Source organism: Arthrobacter sp. H5, assembly GCF_000520595.1.
Lineage (GTDB): Bacteria > Actinomycetota > Actinomycetes > Actinomycetales > Micrococcaceae > Arthrobacter_D.
Genome location: NZ_KI915026.1, coordinates 85,868 through 106,938, shown reverse-complemented (window position 1 = coordinate 106,938; position 21,071 = coordinate 85,868). Strand labels below are relative to the sequence as shown.

The window sequence follows — 21,071 nt, the reverse complement described above, 5'->3', positions numbered from 1 at the left end:
GAGCCAGTGATTCTGCACTGGCTCGGAACCATGTTCGATCCTGCCCTCGAAGGCTACTGGGGCTCGGCCGATGTTTCAGCGGCCACCGGGGTCTTTCTTGGCCTGATCGGCAGCCAACCGGACAAGGTGGACGGGGTCAAGGTTTCCCTGCTCGATGCCTCCCACGAAACCGCGCTCCGGACCAGGCTGCCGTCTGGCGTGCGGCTTTACACCGGTGATGACTTCAACTATCCCGAGCTCATCCATGGCGACGGGGCGCACCACTCGGACGCTTTGCTGGGAATCTTCGCGGCGATCTACCCGGCCGCTTCGGCGGCGTTAAAAGCGTACGACGACGGCGCACCGGAGCGCGGACGGGCCATCCTGGATTCCACCCGGGAACTGGGTAAGCACATTTTCAGCGCACCCACCCTGTATTACAAGACCGGCGTCGCGTTCCTCTCCTGGGTCAACGGGCAGCAGCCCGGTTTCCAGATGGTGGGCGGCCTGCACTCGGGGCGCTCGGTACTGCACCTGACCAAGACCTTTGAACTGGCGGACAGTGCCGGATTGCTGGCCGATCCCGAGGTCGCAGCACACCGCTTCGAGTGGCTGCTGGCCAGTTACGGGGTAGGGGCATGAACCGCCTTTCCATCAATACTGCAACCACCAAGAACATCACCCTGGCCGAGGCCGTCCGGCTGTACACCGACGCTGGCCTGTCCAGCATCGGGCTCTGGCGTGACCGGGTGGCAGAGGCCGGGCTGGATAAGGCGGCCAGGCTGGTTTCCGAAGCCGGACTTTCGGTGTCCAGCTTGTGCCGGGGCGGGTTTCTCACAGCGGCGGATGAAGCCGGGCAGCAGGCCGCGCTGGCGGACAACACCCAGGCGATCATCGAGGCTGCGACCCTCGGCACCCGTGAACTGATCTTGGTGGTGGGCGGCCTGCCGGCGGCGTCGCACGTGACCGGAGGCTCCGCCGTCGGGCCTTCCGCTCCGGGCGACAAGGATGTGGTGGCCGCCCGCTCCCGCGTTGCCGACCGCATCGCCGAACTTGTGCCAGTGGCCCAGGAATACAACGTCCGCCTGGTACTTGAGCCCCTACACCCGATGTATGCGGCAGACCGCGCTGTGCTCTCCACGCTGAATCAGGCGCTGGACATGGCGTCGCCGTTTCCTGCCGAGACGGTTGGTGTTGTTGTGGATACCTTCCATGTGTGGTGGGACCCGTCATTGGAGGCTTCGATTCAACGGGCCGGTTCTGAGCGGCGCATTGCCTCCTACCAGGTCTGCGATTTCAACCTCCCCATAGCCGCGGACCCCCTGCTCTCGCGGGGGTTTATGGGCGACGGCTATGTGGACTTCGAGACCATCACCCGGTGGGTTGCGGCGACTGGCTATGCCGGACCGGTGGAGGTGGAGATCTTCAATCAAGAGATCTGGAACGCTCCGGCGGCTGACGTGGTGGAGACCGTCAAGAAGCGGTACGCGGAGCTGGTGTTGCCGCACCTCTGACCGGTCACGGCGCTGAGCTGACCAGTCATGTTCCGAACCCCATCGTCGGGACGTCAGGCGGTCTCGGCAAGTGGGTGGACGTCCCAAAGGAAGCACAGCGCAGTGGGCCCTGCGTTGTGCATCACGTTGTAGTACAGCCATTGCCAGGGGGACGCGCCGTTGTTGTCCGCCGGCCCTGGTGGACAGTATTCAGGGGTATACTAGCTTTCCGCGTTCCAAGTATGGTGCATTTCGCCCATATCCGTGGCCGCGGGACCGTCGGAATGTTTGCCGTGCGGCAGCTCCACTTTCCTTTTGAGCGTGGTGGCGTCGCCCACGGCATAGAGTTCAGTTTTTGACGGATCATGGCTGAATGGAAGCTCCTCGATCAACCCGTCAATGAGGGTGATGCTGCGTGTAATGCCGGCATCGATGTCCTGGCCTTCGAGGATGATCAGCGCGGTGTGGCGGGTCATGACTGGTGTTCCTTCCTATGAAACAGTGTGTTCGAACCGACTCTAGACACGGGGCAAGGCGGCCGGAAGGGCATGCTCTCAAGCTGTGGATAACCCGACCGCGCAGTGGCTGCGGTGGTCGGACGCCTCCCTGCCTTGACGCCGGTTCACGTAGGCTTCAACCCACGACCACTATCACCGGTACATCACAGGAGGTACGCGCCATGAGCAGCAGCGAGATGCTTATCGAGGCCTTCGGGCGGATCCAGGCAACAGTCCGGTCCGCGGTTGACGGACTCACAACGGATCAGCTCGCGTTCCGGCCAGGCGCCGGGACGGGTAACTCCGGGAACTCCGTTGCCTGGCTCATCTGGCACCTCTCCCGCGTTCAGGACAACCACATCGCCGAGGCCGCCGGGCAGCAGGAGTTGTGGCTGAGCGACGGCTGGGCTGACCGTTTCAACCTGGACCTCGACCAGCAAGACACCGGATACGGACACAGCACGGAACAGGTTGGCAAGGTCCGCGTTGACTCTCCGGATCTACTGACGGAGTACTACGAAGCCGTCCATGCCCGCACCCTCGATTTCATCCGCGGTCTGGGCGAAACGGATCTCGACCGAATTGTGGATTCCTCATGGGATCCACCCGTCACGCTGCAGGTTCGACTCGTCAGCGTATTGGACGACTGCACGCAGCATGTGGGCCAGGCCTCCTACGTCCGCGGGCTGCTCAATGACTGAGGCCCGGCCACTGGTCCACGGAATTTCCGCCCAACGAGTTGAGCAACCCAGTGGGCATAACTAGTTTTGCCCACTAAGTCGGGTTGCTCGATGGGCAGCCGTGCGCGGCGGAGCTGAACTTTTCCACATAGCCCGCTTTCCCGGCCACGGCGTTCCCATAATGGGGCAGGATTGCGGCCATGAGTTTTGAGCGGGTACTCCTGGACCTGGGTGGCGTTGCACGGAGGAAGGACCTTGTTTCGGCTGGAATTGGCCGCGCGGAAATAAAGGGTGCAATCGACCGCGGAGAAGTGGTCAAACCATCCCGCGGTGTCTTTGCCGTACCCAACCCCACGCCGGAGTTACTGGCAGCCAAATGCGTAAAGGCCGAGCTGGCCTGCATCAGCGCAGCGAAGCACCTGGAGCTATGGATCCTGCGGCAGCCGTCACTCATCCATGTTCGTGTGAACCACGGCAGGGCGTTGGAAGGAAACTTTCGGGTTCATCGGGCGGGGCCAGGTGGTGTAAGCCAGATGTGCCAACAGGTCATGCGCTGCCTGCCGGAACTGGATGCTCTATGCATCGTGGAATCGGCGGTTGTCCGCGGCCTTGTCACTCTGCGGGAGCTGCAGGAGGCAGTCACCGGTCAACGGGATGGGCCGGCCCGCCGCATTGTTGCGCTGGTCGATCCGCATTCGCAGTCGATCATCGAAACAGTTGCAAGGTATCACCTGCACAGGACCGGATTCAGTTGTCAATCCCAGGTGTACGTTCAGGGAGTGGGAAGGTTGGACCTGTTCGTGGAGGGCATCCTCGGCATAGAGGCTGACGGGCGCGAGTATTATAGCGGCCGCCAGGAGTTTGAGGAGGACCGTCGCAGATGGAACTTGCTCACGGTTGGCGCCATACCCCTTATTCGGGCAACCCAACCGCTGCTCGTCAACCAGCCGACGCAGTTCATCGACTGGGTCACCCGGGTGCTGGCACGCAAACCTGCACACCGAGTTGGGCATCCCAGTGGGCATAACTAGTTCTGCCCGCCGACTTGCGCAACTCGCCGGGCAGGCCGGGCCAGGCAGGAGACGGGCAGGCCGGGCAGAAGACGGGACGGGCAGGCCGGGCGGCTCTACTCCAGCCCGGTCACCCGCATCGTGATGTTCAGCCGCCCAGTCAGACCCAGAGCAGGATCAGCCGTGCCGGGAATCGTCTTCAGTACCCCGTGATATGCAAACCGGGAAGGGCCCCCGAACACAAAGAGGTCACCCGACTCCAGTTCCATGTCAGTCCAGGGCCGGTTGCGGTTCTCGGTGTTACCAAACCGGAAGACGCAGGTATCACCGAGGCTGAGGGAGACCACGGGGGCCGGTGACTTCTCATCCTTGTCCTGATGCATCCCCATCTTGGCCGCCGAATCGTAGAAGTTGATCAGGGCGGCGTCCGGTGAATAATCGTCGGCTGGATTCCCGTAGGCATCGGCCACCGCGGAGCGTCCCAACGTGACCAGCCACGAAGGAAAATCTGCCACCTGACCGCCACCGGCGTCGTCGGCTGTTTTGCTGTACCGGTAGGGGAGCCAGTGCCAGCCCAAGCAGACGGTCTGAACCGACATCTGCCCTCCGTTGGGCATGCGGGTTGCGCGCATCGAAACGGGCCCGGCGGCCCAGCTGCGACAGGCCGAAACGAGCTCCCGTTGTCGATCGACGGTCAACCAGTCCGGAACATGAACGGCACCCGGCACAATTTCGGTGCGGGGCCGTGGGAGGAGAGTTGCCATCCGTCAATTGTTGCCCATTGCCAGTGTCGGTGGGCGGCGATACGCTCACAACTGCTGAATCCATCGGCACTTTCCACAGAGGAGTGAAAGCTATGCCCATTCGTGAAGCCACGCCCGACGGGGCACCATGCTGGATTGACCTTGCAAGCTCCAACACCGATAAGGCAACAGAGTTCTACAGGCAGCTTTTCGGCTGGACCGCACAGGATATGGGAGAGGATTACGGCCATTACGTGAACTTTTCCAAGAACGGCCAAGTGGTTGCGGGCATGATGTTCAATTCGGGCGAATCCGGCTTCCCGGATGGGTGGTCGACGTATCTGAAGTCCGCAGATGCACGGTCCACGTCGGAGGCCGCGGCCGCCAAGGGTGGGTCCACCCTCCTCGCGCCGATGGAGGTCTCCGACCAAGGCACCATGGCGTATGTCGCAGATCCGGCGGGATCCGCAATTGGGGTTTGGCAGGCCAACAAGCACACCGGCTTTACCCTTCAAGATGAAGCCGGAGCGCCCGTGTGGCATGAACTTATGACCCGCGACTTTGCTGCCAGCCTTAACTTTTACCGGCAGGTGTTCGGCTGGGAAACCGAGACCCAGAGCAACACCGACGAGTTCCGCTACACCAACCAGGTCCACGGCGGGCAGCCGCAGGCAGGAGTGATGGATGCCTCCGGGTTTCTCCCCGAAGGGGTGCCCTCGCACTGGAGTGTGTACTTTGGCGTCGAGGATACGGAAGCCGCGACTGCCAGGGTTGGGGAACTGGGAGGAACGGTGCTCAGTGAACCCGAAGATTCGCCCTACGGCCGGATGGCCGCCGTGGCCGATCCCACCGGTGCCGCATTCAAGATCATCTCGGTGAACAACTGACGCAGGATGGGAGTGAAATCGGAGGCGTAGCCGGTCTAGGCTCGAGACCATGGACCAAAAAATCAGCCTGACCCAGCACATCAACGCCCCCGCGGATAAGGTCTGGGCGGTCATTTCCGACATTCCCGGTTCGGCCGCAACCCTCTCCGGCATCGAATCGGTCCAGATGCTCAGCGACGGCCCCTACGGTGAGGGGACTCGCTGGAAGGAAACCCGCACCATGATGGGCAGGTCTGAAACCGTGGAAATGTGGGTTTCCCAGGCAGATCCGCCCAGGAGCACCACGGTGAAAGCGCTGCAGGATGGGGCCAACTACACCTCTCGCATGACGCTGGCCGATCGTGACGGTGGAACGGATCTGACCATGACCTTCGGCGCCGACATGATCAATCCCTCCCGGATGAACAAGCTGACAATGGCGCTCTTCGGGAAACTGGGCATGCGCATCACCCGCAAGGCATTCGCCAAGGACCTCGCAGAAATCGCGGCCAAGGCCGAGTCGCTCTAACCCCTCAGGTAATCCAGTTGCGCAGCCACGGAAAGCTCTGCAGCCCTGCGCACTGACGGGTCGACGTCGTCGTACACGCTGTCCGCCACCTGTTCAACGGTGGCGTCGGCACCCAGCTGTTGGAGCGCGGAACGGATCTGGGCCAGCCGCTGCCTACGGTGATCCACGTAGCCGGCGCAGACATCCGCGAGGCTCGGCAGCACCGGACCATGTGCGGGAAGCACCGTCGCAGCCCCGAGAAGAGACAACCGGGTCAGCGACTCAAGGTAAGGGCCAAGCCGACCGTCCGGAAAGCAGATGACGGTGGTTCCCCGGCCAAGGATCGTGTCCCCCGTGAGTACTGAGCCCTGCGGGTCGTCATCGGGCAGGTGAAAACAGACCGAGTCTGCAGTGTGGCCGGGCGTCGCCAGCACCTCAATGCGCACCCCGGCGGCGAGGATCGTTTCACCATCCGTCAGGGGCTCGCTGTTGTGGCAGTGGGAGCTGTCAACGGCACGGACCGGAGCGCCCGTCAGCTCGTGGAAACGTGCGCTTGCTTCGGTGTGGTCGCGGTGATGGTGTGTGATCAGCACCAGCTCCACGCGGCCGGCCCCGGCAATTTCCTCCAGATGCGGTTCGTCCAGCGGGCCCGGATCAACCACCACCACCGAGCCCGATTCGGGCGCACTGATGACGTAGGAGTTGGTTCCGTCCAGGCTCATGGGACCAGGGTTGGGCGCCAGCCGGTAGCGGGTCTGGGTGCTGCTGCGGATCAGGGAAAGCATGCCCCAGACTACTCCGGCTTCCCGCCGCCCAGCAGTCGCTGTACTTCTTCGTCCGACACCTGGGTGAACTGCTGGTAGGCCTGTCCCACTGCACCCAACCGCGGAGCAACCCACGGGCAGACCACCTGATCGGCCAGTTTCGAGATTTCTTCATAAGCATGCCCAAGGAAGACGGGCGCGGTGGCAATGATTGCCGCCGGCCGGAGTGCGCGGACCGCGGCAATCGCTGAACGCATTGTTGCCCCCGTAGCCACGCCGTCGTCCACAATCACCACACAGCGCCCGGCAATGTTCACAGGTGGTCGACCGCCGCGGTACAGCAGTTCGCGGCGGTCGAGTTCACGCTGCTCCCTGGCGCTCACCTCGGCGAAGGATTCGGCCGCATTGGCCACTTCCTCAAGCACGTGTGGATTGCGCACAGTTTCGACATGGCCGCCAACGGCGGCGATCGCACCCATCGCCAGCTCCGGGAATCCCGGCACGCCAACCTTGCGGACCATAATGACGTCCATATCGGCACCCAGGCGGTCGGCCAGGACGGCGGCAACGGGCACTCCGCCCCGGGGCAGACCGAGCACCAGAGGATTGTCCTGCTTGGGCAGATTGTCCAGCGCATCAGCCAACAGACGGGCGGCGTCCAGCCTGTCCGCGTATCTTGAAGTTCCTGCTGGGTGGGTCCTCAACATGAGGTCTTTCCATCGGAGACGAAGAGTGATAGACCGTAAGGAATCTTATCATTTTCGCTTGTCAGGATACCGAACATGAGAAAGAGGTACATCATGGCAGAACGAGGCAACACCACGCACGGTGCACGCCTGGACGACAAGATGAAACAGGAGACGGGAGGGATGCTGAAAGGCAACCACCCCTCCCGTGCGGAGGAGTGGCGTGAACCTGAAACCATGGACGACGGCGCGGACCTGACACCCGACGCAGAACCTGAGTTCGATCCCGGCATAGACCCCGGTAAGGGAATCGACGAGGGTAACCGGGACGGCGGAACACAGTGACCGGAGCCCTGCACAACCACGTTGATTTGTACAAGAAGAACGGCCAGTGGGTCACTGTCTACACGGATGCCAGCACCGGCACGGTTGATTCACTGCACGCCGACGACGTCCGGCCTGAAAACATCGCATCCGAGCTGGCGTCAGCGGGCGCGTCGAAGCCGGACCGGAAGGCTGTCGATGAAGCGCTGAGGCAGTCCGCCAAGGGAATCCCCGATCCAGTGACCCGCCTGCTCCTGGTCAATGACGGCACGGTGGAATTTGATGAGTTCCTGCCGGGCACCCTTGTGATGCCCGGGTTTTCCACCGTTGGTGCGGTGCCCAACCTTGCGCCTCTGGTGCGTCACCGGCCGGAGGACTTTGCCTACGTTGTGGCGCAGGTGGGGCGCGACGGCGGCGAAATTGAGCTCCACAGGGCCAACAGCCTGTACAACGACGGCGACAGCACCCATGTTGACGGGTCCACCGAGAACCTGAAGAAAGTTCCAGGCGGAGGCTGGTCGCAGGGCGGCTACCAGCACCGGACGGAAAATGTCTGGAAGGCCAACGCGGCGGAAATTGCCGACGAGATTGACCGCGTGGTGCGCACGTGCCGTGCGCGCCTGTTGATCATTGCCGGTGACATCCGGGCCCGAAAGCTCGTCGCCGATCAGGTAAGTGAGGCCAGCAAGGAGATCCTCACAATCATCGACAGCCACAGCCGGACGGACGGTGCGGATAAGTCCGCGTTTGCCCGCAAGGTGGAGGAGTGCGTTGCGGAAAACATTGGACGCCGCCAGGCGAAACTGCTTGACCGCCTCAATGAGCAGCAGGGCCATGCGAATCCGGAATCCGCGGTGGGACTGGGCGCCGTAGTGCATGCACTGCAGCAGGCCCAGGTGGAAACACTCCTGCTGGACACTTCGGCGTGGGATGATCATTCGCTCCTTGCGCTCGACGCAGAGCCTTGGGTTGCGGCGGTGGACAGTGAGACTGCGGGGGTGGGTGTGCTTGGGAAGGTGCCGGCGTCGTCGTCGTTGTTGCGCGCGGCCGCGCTCACTGACGCGAACATTGTGCTCTTTCCCTCTGGGGCCCTCGACTCACATCGAATAGCGGCATTGCTCCGCTGGCCGACGGGACCCACTGTGCCGGCAGGTTCGTGAGTTGATCAGGCGGCGTCCCGCCGTCGTTCCCTGAGGGTAAGCAGCAGCCGGTGGATGGTGATGACCACAGCCAGCCACGCGATGCCGAGCGTCCAGGCTACGGCCACATCGGTCAGCCAGTGATGGCCAAGGTAGACGCGCGTCAGCCCCATCAGGAAGGCGAACACGACGGCGGCGGTGACCGTGAGTGCGCGGGTGCGCTTGCGGTGCTGGCGCAGGACCAGCAGATACGCGACGACGCCGGCAATGACCACCGCGTTGAGGGTATGTCCGCTTGGGAAGGACGGAGAGATCTCGAACGGCGGTACCGCGAGGACAGTGTCCGGCCGGAGCCGGCCGATGGCGTTCTTCCCGATAACCGTCATGAGTAGCGATCCGCCAGCGGCAGCGGTCATCAGGATGAGTGGGGTGATTGAGCGTCGTACCAGGGTGAGCCCAATTGTAGCCAGCACAGCGAGGATCGGCATACCCAGGGGCCCACCGAGGTGGGTGAATGCGGTGGCGGCGGCGTTGAGCCAAGGCGACCGCAGGTCGATGGCGGCATCGAGCGCGGGCTCATCCAGGGTGGCGATACCTTCGTTTTCCGCGACCGCCTCATAAACTTCCGCGGACGCAAGGGTCAGACCGGCAGCCACTCCACCGCCGATCACCAGCAACAGCAGGAGGGTCCACCGCGGGCCAATCCATTGCGCGACGCTGCGGACTAGGCCAACGAGGAACCTGCCGGGAGGACTCTCCCAACGGGTGAGATCCCGTGCGCCGACGTGGCGCTCCTCATTCTCCGGATCCCGATAAGCCATCCACTGACCTTAGCAATGTCATCAGCCCAGGGCAGCGACAGGGCCGCCCATGCAGACCTAGGCTGGGTTACATGACTTCTTCAGCAAGAGACCTGCTTCGCGGCCTCCCTGTCTTTCCCGACCGGATGAGGGCCTTCGACCCGTCGACGGCGCCGGATTCCCCGGTGGACCTCTTCCTTGAGTGGCTGGAACAGGCGATCGACGACGGCGTCAGCGCGCCCCACGCCGTGAACGTAGCCACGGTCGGTCAGGATGGAAGTCCTGACGCCCGGGTTGTCATCCTCAAGGACATCGATGAGCGCGGCTTTTCCTTTGCCACCAGCAGTGAGAGCCCGAAAGGCCTTCAGCTTCAAGCCGCACCCACTGCGGCACTGACCTTTTTCTGGCAGTCGGCGGGCCGCCAAATCCGAATCCGAGGCGCCGCGACGCCGGGCTCAACTGAGGAGAACGACGCCGATTTCCGGCGCCGTCACCCGGTGGCACGCGCGCTGGTGCTGGCAGGGCGCCAAAGTGACGTTGTCCGCGAACCGGTGGATACCGCCGTCGAACGCGAGTTGGAAGGCATTGAAGGTAAAGGTTCAGCGACGTGGACGGTGTATACGGTTGCGCCGGAACGGGTGGAGTTCTGGCAGGCCGATCAGGAGCGCCGTCATCTCCGGCTGCGGTACATCAGCAGCGGGGAGGGCTGGCGCAAAGAGGTCCTCTGGCCGTAAAACCTGGATCGAATGTACGGAAATGACTGTTATTCGGCTGGAAAACGGCTATTTCCGTACACTCGATTCAGTGCCCGGACTTGTCCGAGTCGGAGATATCGCCGTCGCCCGTATCCAGTGCGGAGAGTGATTCCATTTCCTCCGGCGCAAGCTCAAACCCAAACACGTTGATGTTCTGTTTGATGCGCAGCGGGTTGGCAGACTTGGGGATGGCCACAAGTCCCTGCTGAAGGTGCCAGCGGAGCACAATCTGTGCGGGGGTCATTCCGTATTTGTCGGCCAGCGCGTCAACGGTGGCATGCTGCAGCAGTTCGCTTCCGCCCAGAGGACTCCACGACTCCGTAACAATCCCGTGGTGCGCGTGAAAATCCCGCAGGTCGGGCCGGGTGTGCCGGGGGTCGAGTTGGATCTGGTTGACGTCCGGGACCATGCCCTCATCGAGCAGCCGCTGCAGGTGGTGGGGCTTGAAGTTGGACGTGCCGATGGCGCGCAGGCTTCCATCCTCAAGCAGGGACGTAAGTCCCTTGAAGGCATCGACAAAGCGGTCCTGCCCCGGGTTGGGCCAGTGGATCAGCAGCAGGTCGATGTAGTCCACTCCCAGCAGTCGCGAGCTATTCTCGAAAGCCTGCCGGGCGCCGTCGGAACTGTGCCACTTCTTGTTGAACTTGGTGGTGAGGAATACGTCGCCGCGGTCGATGCCCGAACGGCGGATGCCTTCGCCCACACCGGCCTCGTTGCCGTAGTTTTCCGCCGTGTCAAAGAGCCGGTATCCGGCATTGACGGCTTGTTCGACGGCGGTGGCCGCTTCGTCGTCATCCAGGGGCCACGTGCCGAACCCCAGCGCGGGGATCGACGAGCCATGGAGAAGGTCAATGGTGGGTGCTGCGGCGTCGCTCATACTCGCTCCTGTTTCCTCGGTTCCCTATCAGCTTTGTGGTTTGAACCGTCCGGAGTCAATCCCGCGGTTATGTGCGTCACAACGCGGAAGGGGCGCGGGGTCATCCCGCACCCCCTTCCGTGCAGCGACGGGGCCGGCCTAGGCGGCGACCGGTTCGGTGGCCCGCTTGGTGCTGGCGCCGCGCACAGCCTCGTCAAACTCGGCTTCGATCTGGTGGTTGTGCTTCCAGGTCATCCGGCTGACCACCGCAGCGATGATCACGTTGAGGAAAAAGCCTGGAACGATCTCATACATCACACCGGCCAGCGGTGAATTGCCCCAGGTGAAGACGACGACGGCGCCCGCTAGCATGCCTGCCAGCGCACCCGGCATGGTGAGCTTCTTCCAGAACAGGGCCAGCAGGATGGTTGGTCCAAACGATGCGCCGAAGCCGGCCCAGGCGAAGGCAACCAGCGACAGGATCGATTCGTTACGGCCGGATGCCAGGACGATCGCGACAATCGCCACGACGAGCACGCCGAGCCGCCCAAGGACCACACCCTGTTTGGGGGTGAGGGTCCGCTTGGACACCATGTTGTAAAGGTCTTCGACCAGGGCGGAGGAACAGACCACCAGTTGTGAGGAGATGGTGCTCATAACTGCGGCGAGCACGGCGGCGAGGACAATTCCAGCGACAAACGGGTGGAAGAAGGCCTGCGAGAGGGACAGGAAGACCGCCTCGGGATCCTCAAGGGTGAGCTGGGGGTTCTGCTCGAAGTAGGCGATGCCGACCAGTGCGGTGGAGATTGCGCCGAGGACCGTCAGGATCATCCAGCTCACACCAATCCGGCGGCCGGCGGTGGCGTCCTGGGGCGTACGCATGGCCATGAAGCGGACAATGATGTGCGGTTGGCCGAAGTAGCCGAGGCCCCACGCCGCGGCAGAAATGATCGCCAGCACCGAGCCGCCTGCCACGAGGTTGAGCATGGACGGATCCACTGCGTTGATCGAGGTGGTCAGCCCTTCGAAGCCGCCAACCTGTACAAACCCGATGATCGGGACAATGATCAGCGCTACCAGCATCAGGAGGCCCTGTGCCACATCGGTGAAGGTTGCGCCCATGAACCCGCCGAAGAGAGTGTAGGTGATGGTGACCGTGGCGACAACAACCATTCCGATTGTGTAATCGGAATTAAAGGAGCTCTCGAAGAACACTCCGCCGGCCACCATGCCGGAGGAGACGTAAAAGGTGAAAAAGACCAGAATGATGACGCCGGAAACCACCCGAAGGATGCGTGAGGTGTCCTTCAACCGGTTCTCCAGGAAGCTGGGCACCGTGATGGAATTGTTGGCCACCTCGGTGTAGCTGCGCAGCCGCGGCGCCACGAACTTCCAATTGAGCCAGGCACCGATGGTGAGTCCGATGGCGATCCACACCTCGACGAGGCCCGAAAGATAGATTGCTCCGGGCAGGCCCAGGAGAAGCCACCCGGACATATCCGAGGCGCCGGCGCTGAGCGCGGCGACACCCGGTTTGAGTCCGCGTCCGGCGAGCATGTAGTCGTCGAGGTCCGAGGTTTTCCGATACGCATACCAGCCGATTCCCAGCATGGCGAGCATGTAGAGCACCATTGCCGAGATTTGGAATGTCTGGTCTGTCATGGAGTCCTTTCACATTTTTCTTGAAGTTTGCTGTGTGCAGCCGACCACTATTCCAAGAGCGAACACGGTTTGGCTAATAAGGTGACTCTGCTCACGCGGCTTGATTGATGCTGGACGTGGTTGGCGAAGGACGGCGACAATGGGGATACTGCTTCCCCGCACCGCCTGGAAAGGTCAGTCAAGTTGATACGAGAGATTTCCGTTTTTAGTGGTCAGGCAAGCAAGGGGTTCGCGGAGGAAATCTGCGGATATCTGGAGGTTCCGCTGCTGCCGTCGCGGCTGCAGCGCTTCGCCAATGACTGCCTTGAAGTGCAGCTGCTGGAGAATTGCCGCGAGCGTGACGTATTCATAGTGCAGCCCCTGGTTTCCCCTGTGCAGGAGAACCTGATGGAACTGCTCATGATGATCGACGCCGCGCGGGGCGCCTCCGCCGGGCGGATTACCGCTGTCATTCCGCACTACGCGTACGCGCGCTCGGATAAGAAGGACGCACCGCGCATCTCGATCGGCGGCAAGCTGGTCGCGGATCTACTGACCACAGCCGGCGCTTCCAGAGTGCTCACCATGACCCTGCACTCGCCGCAGGTGCAGGCCTTCTTCGGCGTTCCGGTGGATCAGTTGCACGCGCTCCGCGAACTTGCGGTGCATCTTCAGGGTAGGGACCTGTCCAACACCGTGGTTGTCTCGCCGGATCTTGGCAATGCCAAAGCGGCAACTGCATTTTCCAGGCTCCTCGGCACGCCCGTCGCCGCCGGAGCCAAGGAGCGGTTCGAGAATGACCAGGTGCACATTACGTCGATCATCGGCGACGTCCACGGCAAGGACATCATTGTCCTGGATGATGAAATCGCCAACGGCAGCACCGTCATCGAACTGCTGAACCATCTGGCTGAGCTGGGCGCAAAGCCGGCGCGGGTGGTCTGCACCCACGGGATCTTTTCCAACGGTTCGGTGCAACGGATCGCGGACCGGGAGGACGTCATCGAGGTGCTCTCCACTAACACGGTGCCCATCGGAGCGGATAAAGCGCACCCCAAACTCACGGTGATTTCAGTGGCCAACGCCTTCGCTGAAGCAATCCGCCGCATCCACACCGGCGAATCGGTGAGTGCGTTGTTCCAGACGGTAGACGCTAAACCCTGACCAGCATCTTTCCAGTATTGGCGCCGTTCATCATGTCGAGAAAAGCGCTGACGGAGTTGGTGATGCCGTCCACCACGGTTTCACCGGCCACAATTTCACCGGACCGGAGCCAGCCGATCATCTGTTCCTGAAACTCCTGCTGAAGGTCGGAGTGATCACCCACCAGGAATCCCGTCATATTCAACCGTTTGCCGACCATGAGGGAAAGGTTGCTGGGACCTGGAACAGGGGATGTGGCGTTGTACTGCGATACCGCGCCGCACAGCGCAGCCCTTCCGCCTACGTTGAACCGGTCCAGGGCTGCCTCCAAATGGTCGCCGCCAACGTTGTCGAAGTACACATCGATGCCGTCCGGAGCTGCGTCCCGGAGCTGTTCACGCACCGGTGCATCCTTGTAATTGAACGCCGCGTCGTACCCGAAATCCTCCGTGAGCCGCCGGACTTTCGCTGCTGTTCCAGCCGACCCGATGACCTTCCCGGCGCCCAGCAGCCTGGCGATCTGGCCAGCCACGGACCCAACCGCGCCGGCGGCACCCGAGATGAAAACGACGTCGTTCTCTTTCACCCCTGCCACGCGCAACAGGCCGGCATACGCGGTGAGCCCGGTCATGCCGGCCGCGCCAAGAAACACCGACAGCGGAAGGCTGGTTTCGGGCAGCTTGCTGAACTGTTTGGCGGGCCCCTGCGCGACATCGCGCCAACCGAGCGAATGTACGACGGCGTCACCCGCCTTGAGGGCGTCGCTGGTTGATTCGACAACCCGGCCCACGGCGCCGCCTGTCATGGTCTCACCAAGTTCGAAGGGTGGAATATATGACTTTCCCGCCCTCATCCTGCCGCGCATGTAAGGGTCTACGGAGATGAACTCGTTGGCAACGCGCACTTCACCCGGGCCAAGCGCTGGCAGGTCGGTGGTGATGGCCTGGAAGTTATCGGGTGTCGGTGTGCCCTCGGGGCGGGAAACAAGTTGAATGCCGGTGGTCGCTGTCATGGTGTGCTCCTCAAAGGTGGTGGGCGTTAGCTCAGGTTGCGGTGACCAGGCGGCGCCGCAGCTCCTGCGCCGCGGCGCTGTCGGCGGAACCGGTTGGAAGCGGCGCCCGCCCCCACAGCCACAGCAGCATCTGTTCCGGTGGGCCATTGACGGTTGCCGATGCCAGGTCATTGACCTGCCGCTCCAGCTCCACCACCGAAGGTTTGATCAGCAGCGTCCAGGCCCGTCCTGCACTCTTGAGCGTCAGGGCCGATCCACTCGCAGACTCGTCCGGCTTGCTGCGGCACAGCATCACGGTGAGGATTTCATCGATGCCGTCCACGGCGAGATCTCCGTCCAGCGGGGTGATCACGTCCGCGGCGGCTTCGGCGTCACGGCGGTGGATCGCGGTTTCATGCGCGAGCCTGCGGATCCAGAAGCCTACCGTCTGGTCATCCTGGACCCAGGTTTCGGCCGGATCATCAGGATGATGGGAATCAAACTGCTCGATCAGGCGGGCGTAACACTCAGTGAGCGCGCGGACCGGCTGCATGAGTTTGAGCTCCTTCGGTGGCCATCCCTCCACTGGCTTGCTGCCGGTTCGGATGGTTTCGGCCTTCTGCAGGTAGACCAGAGCAGTGTGGCGGACCAGGTTCCTGCCGGTCCAGTCGCCGCAGTCCGGAACAGGCTGCTCCATGGCCGGTTCCGCGACTTCGAGCAGTCGGTTGAAGTCCTGATCCATCAGCTCGCGGTAGCGGTCGAACGTCAGCGCATAGGGGTAGGTCATAGTGCCCGAGTCTAGTGTGGTGCCGCTATATTACTGACGGGTAATATGGCTCCATGCATCTGATTTTCCGTACCCTGTGGATCTTGTTCGCCTCGCGCCGCCGCCCAAAGGTCAGCATTTGGGGTGCCTCGTCCCTCCCATTGCGCGTGCTGCCCTCCGACATCGACATCGCGATGCACGTCAACAACGGCATGTACTTCTCGCTCATGGACCTCGGCCGGTTTGACCTCATGATCCGCAGCGGTATCTGGAAGCTCATGCGCCGGAAGGGCTGGAGTCCTGTTGCCAACGGCGAGACCATCAGCTTCCGGAAGTCCCTGAAGCTGGGTCAGCGGTACACCATCGAGACGCGCATCCTTGGGTTCGATGAGCGTGCCATTTACTTTGAGCAGCGCATGGTGGCGGACGGCGACATTTACGCTCGGGGTTACATTGCCACCCGGCTGGTTTCAGCGAAAGGCCCGGTCAGCAATGAGGAAATCTTCGCGGCGTTCGGCCAACCGCCGGCCGATATGGTGCTCCCGGAATGGATCCACGAATGGCGGCTCAACAACGGGTTGCCCAGCACCCGGCGGCCCGCGCCGCACATTTGGGCGGGTTAGTGTTTGACTGGGGCCGGTCTTCCCAGGCCAGCCGGACAGGGGCATGATTCACGTATGGGTACAACCACGGCATTGAGCGTATCGGAAATGGTCCACCTGCCAACCCGGCGTGTATGGGCATTGCTTACAGACTGGGCCGCGGCGCCGGCGTGGATGCCCGGCATCACCGAGATGCATGCCAACGGGCCAACCGAGGCAGGCATGACGATCGACTTCCACTCCGGGGGCCATGAGCGCAACGCCACCGTCACGGCGCTGCTGGCTGAACGCAGCATCACCATCTCCCATGGCGCGGGCGACATCCAAACCAACTATCTGTACGAATTGGCACCCGACGGTGACGACACCCTGCTCACACTCACGGTCGACGTCGTTGTCACCGAGACGCTCGCCGAAATGGCTCCGGAAATCCGGGACGAAGTGGCGCGAGCTGATGCGGATCAGTTGGCTGCCTTCAAACAGTTCGCGGAATCCGCGCCGTAGCGTCTACAACAACGACGACGGCACCTGCCCGCTGTCACCTGTACTTCCGGTGGAGATTCTCCTTCAGTGACGGACCGCTGGGTGCTTCGGAGATCCACGGGCCGGTGCCCTCCGACGGATCAAGGATGCCCCCCTCAAGCCAGGCGTAATCTCCGCCGAGCAGCTTCTTCGAGAGCCGCCGGTCCGCAGTGTCCGTATTCTTCCACAGGTCCGCGAAGTGCTGGTCCACCCGTCCGCGGGCCTGGAGACAGAATGCGTCGGCAAGCTCAAACACGCTGCGCCCATCGCCCTGCTTCGCCAAAAGCACAGCGCGTGAGCACACCGCCGACATCGCAAACAGCTCCGCCCCGATATCCACGATCCTCCCGAGGAAGACCTGCCGGTGCTCCAGCTTGGCCTGCCACCTTCCCATCCCCAGGAACGTGTGCCGTGCCAGCTTCCGTGACGAGCGCTCCACGTACCGCACGTGGTTCGCGAGGCGGCCAAACTCACCGTACGCCTTTGGATTCAGGCCCCGGCCCGCGATCAAACGAGGCAGCCAGCGGGCGTAGAAGCCGCTCGCTCCGAGTGCCGCCTTTGCCTTGGCGGTAAGGTCCGCGTCCGACGACGCCAGGTCGCCTGCCGCTGCAAGGTGGGCGTCCACTGCCTCCCGGGCAATGAGGAGGTGCATGATCTCCGTTGAGCCCTCAAAAATGCGGTTGATGCGCAGGTCCCGCAGCTGCTGCTCAGCACCGACTGCACGTTCTCCCCGTGCCTTCAGGGATGCCGCGGACTCATACCCCCGCCCGCCGCGGATCTGCACCAGCTCATCGGCAACCTGGTAGGCCATTTCGCTGGACCAGAGCTTTGCAAGGGCTGCTTCGATGCGCACGTCCTTTTGCCCTGCATCGGCCAAAGAGGCGGACAGCTCAAAGACTGCTTCCAGCGCAAAGGCCGTCGCCGCGATGAACGCCAGCTTCTTACCCACGGCCTCGTGCTGGCCCACCGGCTTGCCCCACTGCACCCGCGCGTTGGACCACTCGCGGCTGATCTTCAGAGACCATTTACCGGCGGCCGCGCAGATTGCCGGGATGGACAGCCGTCCGGTGTTGAGGGTGGTCAGTGCGATCTTCAGCCCCTGTCCCTCGCGACCCAGCCGGTTGGCGGCCGGGACGCGCACGTTGTCGAAGCGGGTCACGCCGTTTTCGATTCCCCGCAGGCCCATGAACGTGTTCCGGTTTTCCACCGTGATGCCGGGTGAGTCCGCCTCCACCACAAAGGCCGAGATGCCGCCCTTGCCTCCGGCGTGACTTGGCACGGTTGCCATCACAACCACAAGCTCGGCTATCACGCCGTTGGTGGTCCACAACTTGGACCCGTTGATTACGTAACTGGCGCCGTCGTCGGACAGGGTTGCGGTGGCATTCATGCGCGCCGGGTCGGAGCCGACGTCGGGCTCGGTCAGCAGGAACGCAGTGACTGCTCCGGCCGCGCACCGCGGCAGGTACTCCTGCTTCTGTTCGGGTGTGCCGAAGACTTTGACGGGCTCGGGCACGCCGATGGACTGGTGCGCGGAGACCAGCGCGCCGATGCTCGGGTGGACGGAACTGAGCAGCATGAGCGCCCGGCCGTAGTAGGTGAGCGAAAGTCCCAGACCGCCATACTCCTGGGGGATCTTCATGCCAAAGACGCCGAGCCCGGCGAAGCCGCGAATGTATTCGTCGGGAATCCGGGCGTCACGCTCAATCACGGCACTGTCGAGCGTGCGGGCATAGTCCGTAAGCCGGCGAAGGAAATCCTCGCCTTCGTCCCGCTCCGAGGCGGTGGGCGTGGGATGCGGATGAATCAGGCTGACATCGAAGCTGCCGAGGTAGAGTCCCTTGGCAAAGCTGGGCCGGGTCCACTCCTTTTCCCGGGCGGCCTCGGCAACCTGGCGCGAAGTTTTCTCGTTGATCTGCTGTTCAGTGCTCATGGCCGTCCCCTTCGACAGCGGGCCCGCGGGTGCTGTGACCCTTGATGTCATGCTACTCCCCGGTAGCTTTGGCCGGGGGTCCCGTTAATATCAGACTCGAAGCTGTAATTTGCACACTTCGAATGTTTTCCCAAGATTTATGTAGGGCGCCGGGCGCACAGTCAGGGCATCTGTAATCCACAGCAATAGGCCTCGGATCGGAAAACAGAAAAGTAGGAGTATGCAATGTCCAAATATCAGCCCACGGGGGACCCGCCCAAGAGGCAGCGAAGTAAGTCTCTTCGCCTCACATCGTCGGTCCTGTCCACTGCTCTGCTGATGGCGGCTCTTGCGCCGCTCGCGGTTGCGCCCGCGCAAGCCCAACTATCAGCTGTGGGCCCGATCAATTCACAGACCGGCTACCCGGAGTGGTACTCAGACGGAACAGTCAAACTGGAGCTCTGCTACACGGCCAACTCAGGCTGTCTGGCGGAACCACCCGATCCCACTGCGCCGGTGTCCCACCCGGGGAACTTTCCCGGTGAAGCTTTCTGGTTTGCAGCCGAAGCAAGCTCTGGCAACCTCGGGCTTTACGAAGCAGCACTTGAGGCTGCGCACACCACTGAGGAGGCCACGACCGGCGAGCAAATTGCTTTCGCGCGATTGAGGTTCCGGCTCGACGGACTTGTTGCAAACGCCTCCTATACGATTACCCACCCTTATGGTGCGCACACGTTCGTAGCTGATGCTGTGGGCGTCATCAACGTAACGCTTGATCAAGGCTGCGACTCCAACCCGTGTAACTTTGACCTGGCACGTGCCGCATTCCTGGGCGACTACCGGGCCACTAACGCAACCTTCCTTCGGCAGGTGGGTGCTGCAGAGGGAACCATCGGCAGCATTAACGTTTCTGCCCCAGTGACCGGCGCACCGTCGGGCAACAACTTTGTTCGGGTGGACGGCCCTAACGCAGGCGGGCCGGGCGTTTCCACGTTGACGGTGAACAACTTCGCCATTCAGGGGAATATTTCGGCCGCCGTCGACGGCGCTCCTTCAACTCCCGACCTCGCAGATGCCAGTGACAGTGGCAGGTCCAGCGCCGACAACATCACCAACAGCACTACGCCCACCTTCACCGGAACGGCTACTGCGGGATCATCGGTGCAGTTGGTTGTCGATGGTGCAAACAACGGCGCGCCTGTTCTCGCAACCGGCGGAACCTACACCCTGACCGCTGCAACGGCATTGACCAACGGAGCTCACCAGATCGTGGCACGGATTGTTGGTCCGCCTGCACTCGATTCGACCCCGCTGGCGATGACGGTGGACACCGCGGCGCCCACGGCCACGATCGTTGCACCGTTCCCCTCAAGCCCGAGCGCCAACAACACCCCGACGTTCAACTTCAGCAGTGAAGCCGGCGCGGCGTTCGAATGCCAGCTCCTTCCAAGCAACGGGACCTTTACAGCGTGCACTTCGCCGAAAACCTGGGACGCACAGCTCAACGGCTCGTATACCTTCAACGTGCGTGCCACGGACGTTGCGGGCAATGTGGGAGCTGTCGTCTCGCGCGTAATCCAGATCGGTCCTGCCGCACCACCACCACCTCCCCCCGCCGCCAAGCAGAAGGACATGAATGGTGACGGAAAAACCGATCTCATTGGGCGGGATTCCTCCGGTCGACTGTGGTACTACGCAGGCAACGGCAATAGGGGCTACAGCACCCGAACGTTGATGGGCAGTGGGGGATGGAATTCCATGGATCTCATCCTCATGCCTGGTGACTTTAACGGTGATAAGAGGTCTGACGTCATTGCGCGGGATACAACCGGAAGGTTGTGGCTGTATCCAGGCAACGGGGCCGGCGGCCTCACTGCCCGTACACAGATTGGTAGCAGCTGGAACAATTTGACAGCGGTAGCGACCCCGGGCGACTTCAACGGCGACAGCAAGGTCGACCTTCTTGCTCGGGACAGTGCTGGAAGGCTATGGCTCTATCCAGGAAACGGAACGGGTGGATTTATCACCCGTATCCTGGTCGGTAGCGGTGGCTGGAATTCGATGAATGCCGTGATCGGTGTCGGCGACTTCAACGGTGACAGTAAGGCGGACTTCCATGCGAGGGATACCACTGGCAGGCTCTGGCTGTACCCAGGGACAGGTACGGGAGGGCATGGCACCCGCACGTTGATCGGCAGCGGAGGGTGGAACTCCATGACCGCGCTCATTGGCACGGGTTCCTTCGATGCCAATACGACTGCGGACCTCGTGGCACGTGATGATACCGGGAGGCTTTGGCTCTATCCGGGCAGTGGAACTGGTTCGCTCCTCGCACGCGTACAGATTGGAACTGGCTGGCAGATCTACACCTTGATGGTTCCGTAACCGGACCCC

23 protein-coding genes are annotated in these 21,071 nt (G+C 62.4%); 13 read left to right on the top strand and 10 right to left on the bottom strand.

The genetic code is table 11. The features are described from left to right. Window positions 1-621, top strand: a 621-nt coding sequence (locus Y708_RS26555) for a DUF993 family protein (RefSeq protein ID WP_035776896.1), incomplete at its 5' end; no start/stop codon positions are given. After that, on the top strand, window positions 618-1,493 hold the full coding sequence (locus tag Y708_RS0119550; RefSeq protein ID WP_028281219.1) for a sugar phosphate isomerase/epimerase family protein: 876 nt from the start codon (window positions 618-620) through the stop codon (window positions 1,491-1,493). The genes Y708_RS26555 and Y708_RS0119550, both read left to right, overlap by 4 nt. Window positions 1,494-1,693: 200 nt before the next feature. On the opposite strand, the gene Y708_RS0119545 is transcribed toward Y708_RS0119550, so the two are convergent. Continuing rightward, on the bottom strand, window positions 1,694-1,948 hold the full coding sequence (locus Y708_RS0119545; RefSeq protein ID WP_028281218.1) for a hypothetical protein: 255 nt from the start codon (window positions 1,946-1,948) through the stop codon (window positions 1,694-1,696). A 203-nt stretch (window positions 1,949-2,151) separates the two neighbouring features. On the opposite strand from Y708_RS0119545, the gene Y708_RS0119540 reads away from it, so the two are divergent. Together Y708_RS0119540 and Y708_RS0119535 are read left to right on the top strand one after the other, a co-directional pair. Beyond that, window positions 2,152-2,670, top strand: a complete 519-nt coding sequence (locus Y708_RS0119540; protein WP_028281217.1) for a mycothiol transferase — start codon at window positions 2,152-2,154, stop codon at window positions 2,668-2,670. A gap of 179 nt (window positions 2,671-2,849) precedes the next feature. Beyond that, a complete protein-coding gene (locus tag Y708_RS0119535) occupies window positions 2,850-3,680 on the top strand; it encodes a type IV toxin-antitoxin system AbiEi family antitoxin domain-containing protein (RefSeq protein WP_028281216.1) in 831 nt (276 codons plus the stop codon). 95 nt (window positions 3,681-3,775) lie between these two features. Here Y708_RS0119535 and Y708_RS0119530 read toward each other — a convergent pair whose 3' ends face one another. Continuing rightward, window positions 3,776-4,423: an alpha-ketoglutarate-dependent dioxygenase AlkB family protein gene (locus Y708_RS0119530; protein ID WP_028281215.1), complete on the bottom strand. Its 648-nt coding sequence runs from the start codon at window positions 4,421-4,423 to the stop codon at window positions 3,776-3,778. 92 nt (window positions 4,424-4,515) lie between these two features. Between Y708_RS0119530 and Y708_RS0119525 the strand changes: the two genes are divergently transcribed. After that, window positions 4,516-5,289 carry a VOC family protein gene (locus Y708_RS0119525; protein ID WP_028281214.1) on the top strand — a complete coding sequence of 258 codons (774 nt, stop codon included), beginning with the start codon at window positions 4,516-4,518 and terminating at the stop codon, window positions 5,287-5,289. 49 nt (window positions 5,290-5,338) lie between these two features. Continuing rightward, window positions 5,339-5,797, top strand: coding sequence for an SRPBCC family protein (locus tag Y708_RS0119520; protein WP_028281213.1), 459 nt, complete (start codon window positions 5,339-5,341; stop codon window positions 5,795-5,797). On the opposite strand, the gene Y708_RS0119515 is transcribed toward Y708_RS0119520, so the two are convergent. Together Y708_RS0119515 and Y708_RS0119510 are read right to left on the bottom strand one after the other, a co-directional pair. Continuing rightward, on the bottom strand, window positions 5,794-6,561 hold the full coding sequence (locus Y708_RS0119515; RefSeq protein WP_028281212.1) for an MBL fold metallo-hydrolase: 768 nt from the start codon (window positions 6,559-6,561) through the stop codon (window positions 5,794-5,796). The genes Y708_RS0119520 and Y708_RS0119515 overlap by 4 nt on opposite strands. A gap of 8 nt (window positions 6,562-6,569) precedes the next feature. Then, on the bottom strand, window positions 6,570-7,247 hold the full coding sequence (locus Y708_RS0119510; protein ID WP_028281211.1) for a phosphoribosyltransferase: 678 nt from the start codon (window positions 7,245-7,247) through the stop codon (window positions 6,570-6,572). A 75-nt stretch (window positions 7,248-7,322) separates the two neighbouring features. Here Y708_RS0119510 and Y708_RS0119505 point away from each other — a divergent pair, with 75 nt between their 5' ends. Together Y708_RS0119505 and Y708_RS0119500 are read left to right on the top strand one after the other, a co-directional pair. Beyond that, complete coding sequence (locus tag Y708_RS0119505; RefSeq protein WP_051479202.1) at window positions 7,323-7,571, top strand: hypothetical protein; 249 nt, start codon at window positions 7,323-7,325, stop codon at window positions 7,569-7,571. After that, a complete protein-coding gene (locus Y708_RS0119500; protein WP_028281209.1) occupies window positions 7,568-8,710 on the top strand; it encodes a baeRF2 domain-containing protein in 1,143 nt (380 codons plus the stop codon). The genes Y708_RS0119505 and Y708_RS0119500 overlap by 4 nt, the downstream gene beginning before the upstream one ends. A gap of 5 nt (window positions 8,711-8,715) precedes the next feature. Here the strand turns inward: Y708_RS0119500 and Y708_RS0119495 are convergent, their stop codons facing one another. Continuing rightward, complete coding sequence (locus Y708_RS0119495) at window positions 8,716-9,510, bottom strand: phosphatase PAP2 family protein (protein ID WP_028281208.1); 795 nt, start codon at window positions 9,508-9,510, stop codon at window positions 8,716-8,718. 71 nt (window positions 9,511-9,581) lie between these two features. Between Y708_RS0119495 and Y708_RS0119490 the strand changes: the two genes are divergently transcribed. Next, window positions 9,582-10,223: a pyridoxine/pyridoxamine 5'-phosphate oxidase gene (locus Y708_RS0119490; protein WP_028281207.1), complete on the top strand. Its 642-nt coding sequence runs from the start codon at window positions 9,582-9,584 to the stop codon at window positions 10,221-10,223. A gap of 67 nt (window positions 10,224-10,290) precedes the next feature. Here Y708_RS0119490 and Y708_RS0119485 read toward each other — a convergent pair whose 3' ends face one another. Further along, complete coding sequence (locus Y708_RS0119485) at window positions 10,291-11,121, bottom strand: aldo/keto reductase (protein ID WP_028281206.1); 831 nt, start codon at window positions 11,119-11,121, stop codon at window positions 10,291-10,293. Between the two features lie 138 nt (window positions 11,122-11,259). Beyond that, window positions 11,260-12,762 carry a sodium/proline symporter PutP gene (gene putP, locus Y708_RS0119480; RefSeq protein WP_028281205.1) on the bottom strand — a complete coding sequence of 501 codons (1,503 nt, stop codon included), beginning with the start codon at window positions 12,760-12,762 and terminating at the stop codon, window positions 11,260-11,262. Between the two features lie 186 nt (window positions 12,763-12,948). Here putP and Y708_RS0119475 point away from each other — a divergent pair, with 186 nt between their 5' ends. Next, on the top strand, window positions 12,949-13,905 hold the full coding sequence (locus Y708_RS0119475; protein ID WP_028281204.1) for a ribose-phosphate diphosphokinase: 957 nt from the start codon (window positions 12,949-12,951) through the stop codon (window positions 13,903-13,905). On the opposite strand, the gene Y708_RS0119470 is transcribed toward Y708_RS0119475, so the two are convergent. Further along, window positions 13,895-14,896 carry an NADP-dependent oxidoreductase gene (locus Y708_RS0119470; RefSeq protein WP_028281203.1) on the bottom strand — a complete coding sequence of 334 codons (1,002 nt, stop codon included), beginning with the start codon at window positions 14,894-14,896 and terminating at the stop codon, window positions 13,895-13,897. The genes Y708_RS0119475 and Y708_RS0119470 overlap by 11 nt on opposite strands. Before the next feature lie 31 nt (window positions 14,897-14,927). Next, complete coding sequence (locus tag Y708_RS27755) at window positions 14,928-15,662, bottom strand: maleylpyruvate isomerase family mycothiol-dependent enzyme (protein ID WP_051479201.1); 735 nt, start codon at window positions 15,660-15,662, stop codon at window positions 14,928-14,930. A 53-nt stretch (window positions 15,663-15,715) separates the two neighbouring features. Between Y708_RS27755 and Y708_RS0119460 the strand changes: the two genes are divergently transcribed. Further along, a complete protein-coding gene (locus Y708_RS0119460) occupies window positions 15,716-16,264 on the top strand; it encodes an acyl-CoA thioesterase (protein WP_028281202.1) in 549 nt (182 codons plus the stop codon). Between the two features lie 54 nt (window positions 16,265-16,318). Then, the gene (locus Y708_RS0119455; protein WP_028281201.1) at window positions 16,319-16,747 is read left to right on the top strand and encodes an SRPBCC family protein; all 429 of its coding nucleotides are present in this window, start codon (window positions 16,319-16,321) and stop codon (window positions 16,745-16,747) included. 34 nt (window positions 16,748-16,781) lie between these two features. Here Y708_RS0119455 and Y708_RS0119450 read toward each other — a convergent pair whose 3' ends face one another. Next, entirely contained in the window at window positions 16,782-18,698 is a 1,917-nt protein-coding gene (locus Y708_RS0119450; protein ID WP_253905892.1) for an acyl-CoA dehydrogenase family protein, read from the bottom strand. A 225-nt stretch (window positions 18,699-18,923) separates the two neighbouring features. Between Y708_RS0119450 and Y708_RS27750 the strand changes: the two genes are divergently transcribed. Next, window positions 18,924-21,062: a VCBS repeat-containing protein gene (locus tag Y708_RS27750; protein WP_051479200.1), complete on the top strand. Its 2,139-nt coding sequence runs from the start codon at window positions 18,924-18,926 to the stop codon at window positions 21,060-21,062. Window positions 21,063-21,071 lie beyond the last annotated feature (9 nt).

Bases quoted from the DNA above. Each gene is read 5' to 3' on its own strand.
- Y708_RS0119550 (WP_028281219.1), top strand. From the start codon at position 618: ATGAACCGCCTTTCCATCAATACTGCAACCACCAAGAACATCACCCTG.
- Y708_RS0119545 (WP_028281218.1), bottom strand. From the start codon at position 1,948: ATGACCCGCCACACCGCGCTGATCATCCTCGAAGGCCAGGACATCGAT.
- Y708_RS0119540 (WP_028281217.1), top strand. From the start codon at position 2,152: ATGAGCAGCAGCGAGATGCTTATCGAGGCCTTCGGGCGGATCCAGGCA.
- Y708_RS0119535 (WP_028281216.1), top strand. From the start codon at position 2,850: ATGAGTTTTGAGCGGGTACTCCTGGACCTGGGTGGCGTTGCACGGAGG.
- Y708_RS0119530 (WP_028281215.1), bottom strand. From the start codon at position 4,423: ATGGCAACTCTCCTCCCACGGCCCCGCACCGAAATTGTGCCGGGTGCC.
- Y708_RS0119525 (WP_028281214.1), top strand. From the start codon at position 4,516: ATGCCCATTCGTGAAGCCACGCCCGACGGGGCACCATGCTGGATTGAC.
- Y708_RS0119520 (WP_028281213.1), top strand. From the start codon at position 5,339: ATGGACCAAAAAATCAGCCTGACCCAGCACATCAACGCCCCCGCGGAT.
- Y708_RS0119515 (WP_028281212.1), bottom strand. From the start codon at position 6,561: ATGCTTTCCCTGATCCGCAGCAGCACCCAGACCCGCTACCGGCTGGCG.
- Y708_RS0119510 (WP_028281211.1), bottom strand. From the start codon at position 7,247: ATGTTGAGGACCCACCCAGCAGGAACTTCAAGATACGCGGACAGGCTG.
- Y708_RS0119505 (WP_051479202.1), top strand. From the start codon at position 7,323: ATGAGAAAGAGGTACATCATGGCAGAACGAGGCAACACCACGCACGGT.
- Y708_RS0119495 (WP_028281208.1), bottom strand. From the start codon at position 9,510: ATGGCTTATCGGGATCCGGAGAATGAGGAGCGCCACGTCGGCGCACGG.
- Y708_RS0119490 (WP_028281207.1), top strand. From the start codon at position 9,582: ATGACTTCTTCAGCAAGAGACCTGCTTCGCGGCCTCCCTGTCTTTCCC.
- Y708_RS0119485 (WP_028281206.1), bottom strand. From the start codon at position 11,121: ATGAGCGACGCCGCAGCACCCACCATTGACCTTCTCCATGGCTCGTCG.
- putP (WP_028281205.1), bottom strand. From the start codon at position 12,762: ATGACAGACCAGACATTCCAAATCTCGGCAATGGTGCTCTACATGCTC.
- Y708_RS0119470 (WP_028281203.1), bottom strand. From the start codon at position 14,896: ATGACAGCGACCACCGGCATTCAACTTGTTTCCCGCCCCGAGGGCACA.
- Y708_RS27755 (WP_051479201.1), bottom strand. From the start codon at position 15,662: ATGACCTACCCCTATGCGCTGACGTTCGACCGCTACCGCGAGCTGATG.
- Y708_RS0119460 (WP_028281202.1), top strand. From the start codon at position 15,716: ATGCATCTGATTTTCCGTACCCTGTGGATCTTGTTCGCCTCGCGCCGC.
- Y708_RS0119455 (WP_028281201.1), top strand. From the start codon at position 16,319: ATGGGTACAACCACGGCATTGAGCGTATCGGAAATGGTCCACCTGCCA.
- Y708_RS0119450 (WP_253905892.1), bottom strand. From the start codon at position 18,698: ATGAGCACTGAACAGCAGATCAACGAGAAAACTTCGCGCCAGGTTGCC.
- Y708_RS27750 (WP_051479200.1), top strand. From the start codon at position 18,924: ATGTCCAAATATCAGCCCACGGGGGACCCGCCCAAGAGGCAGCGAAGT.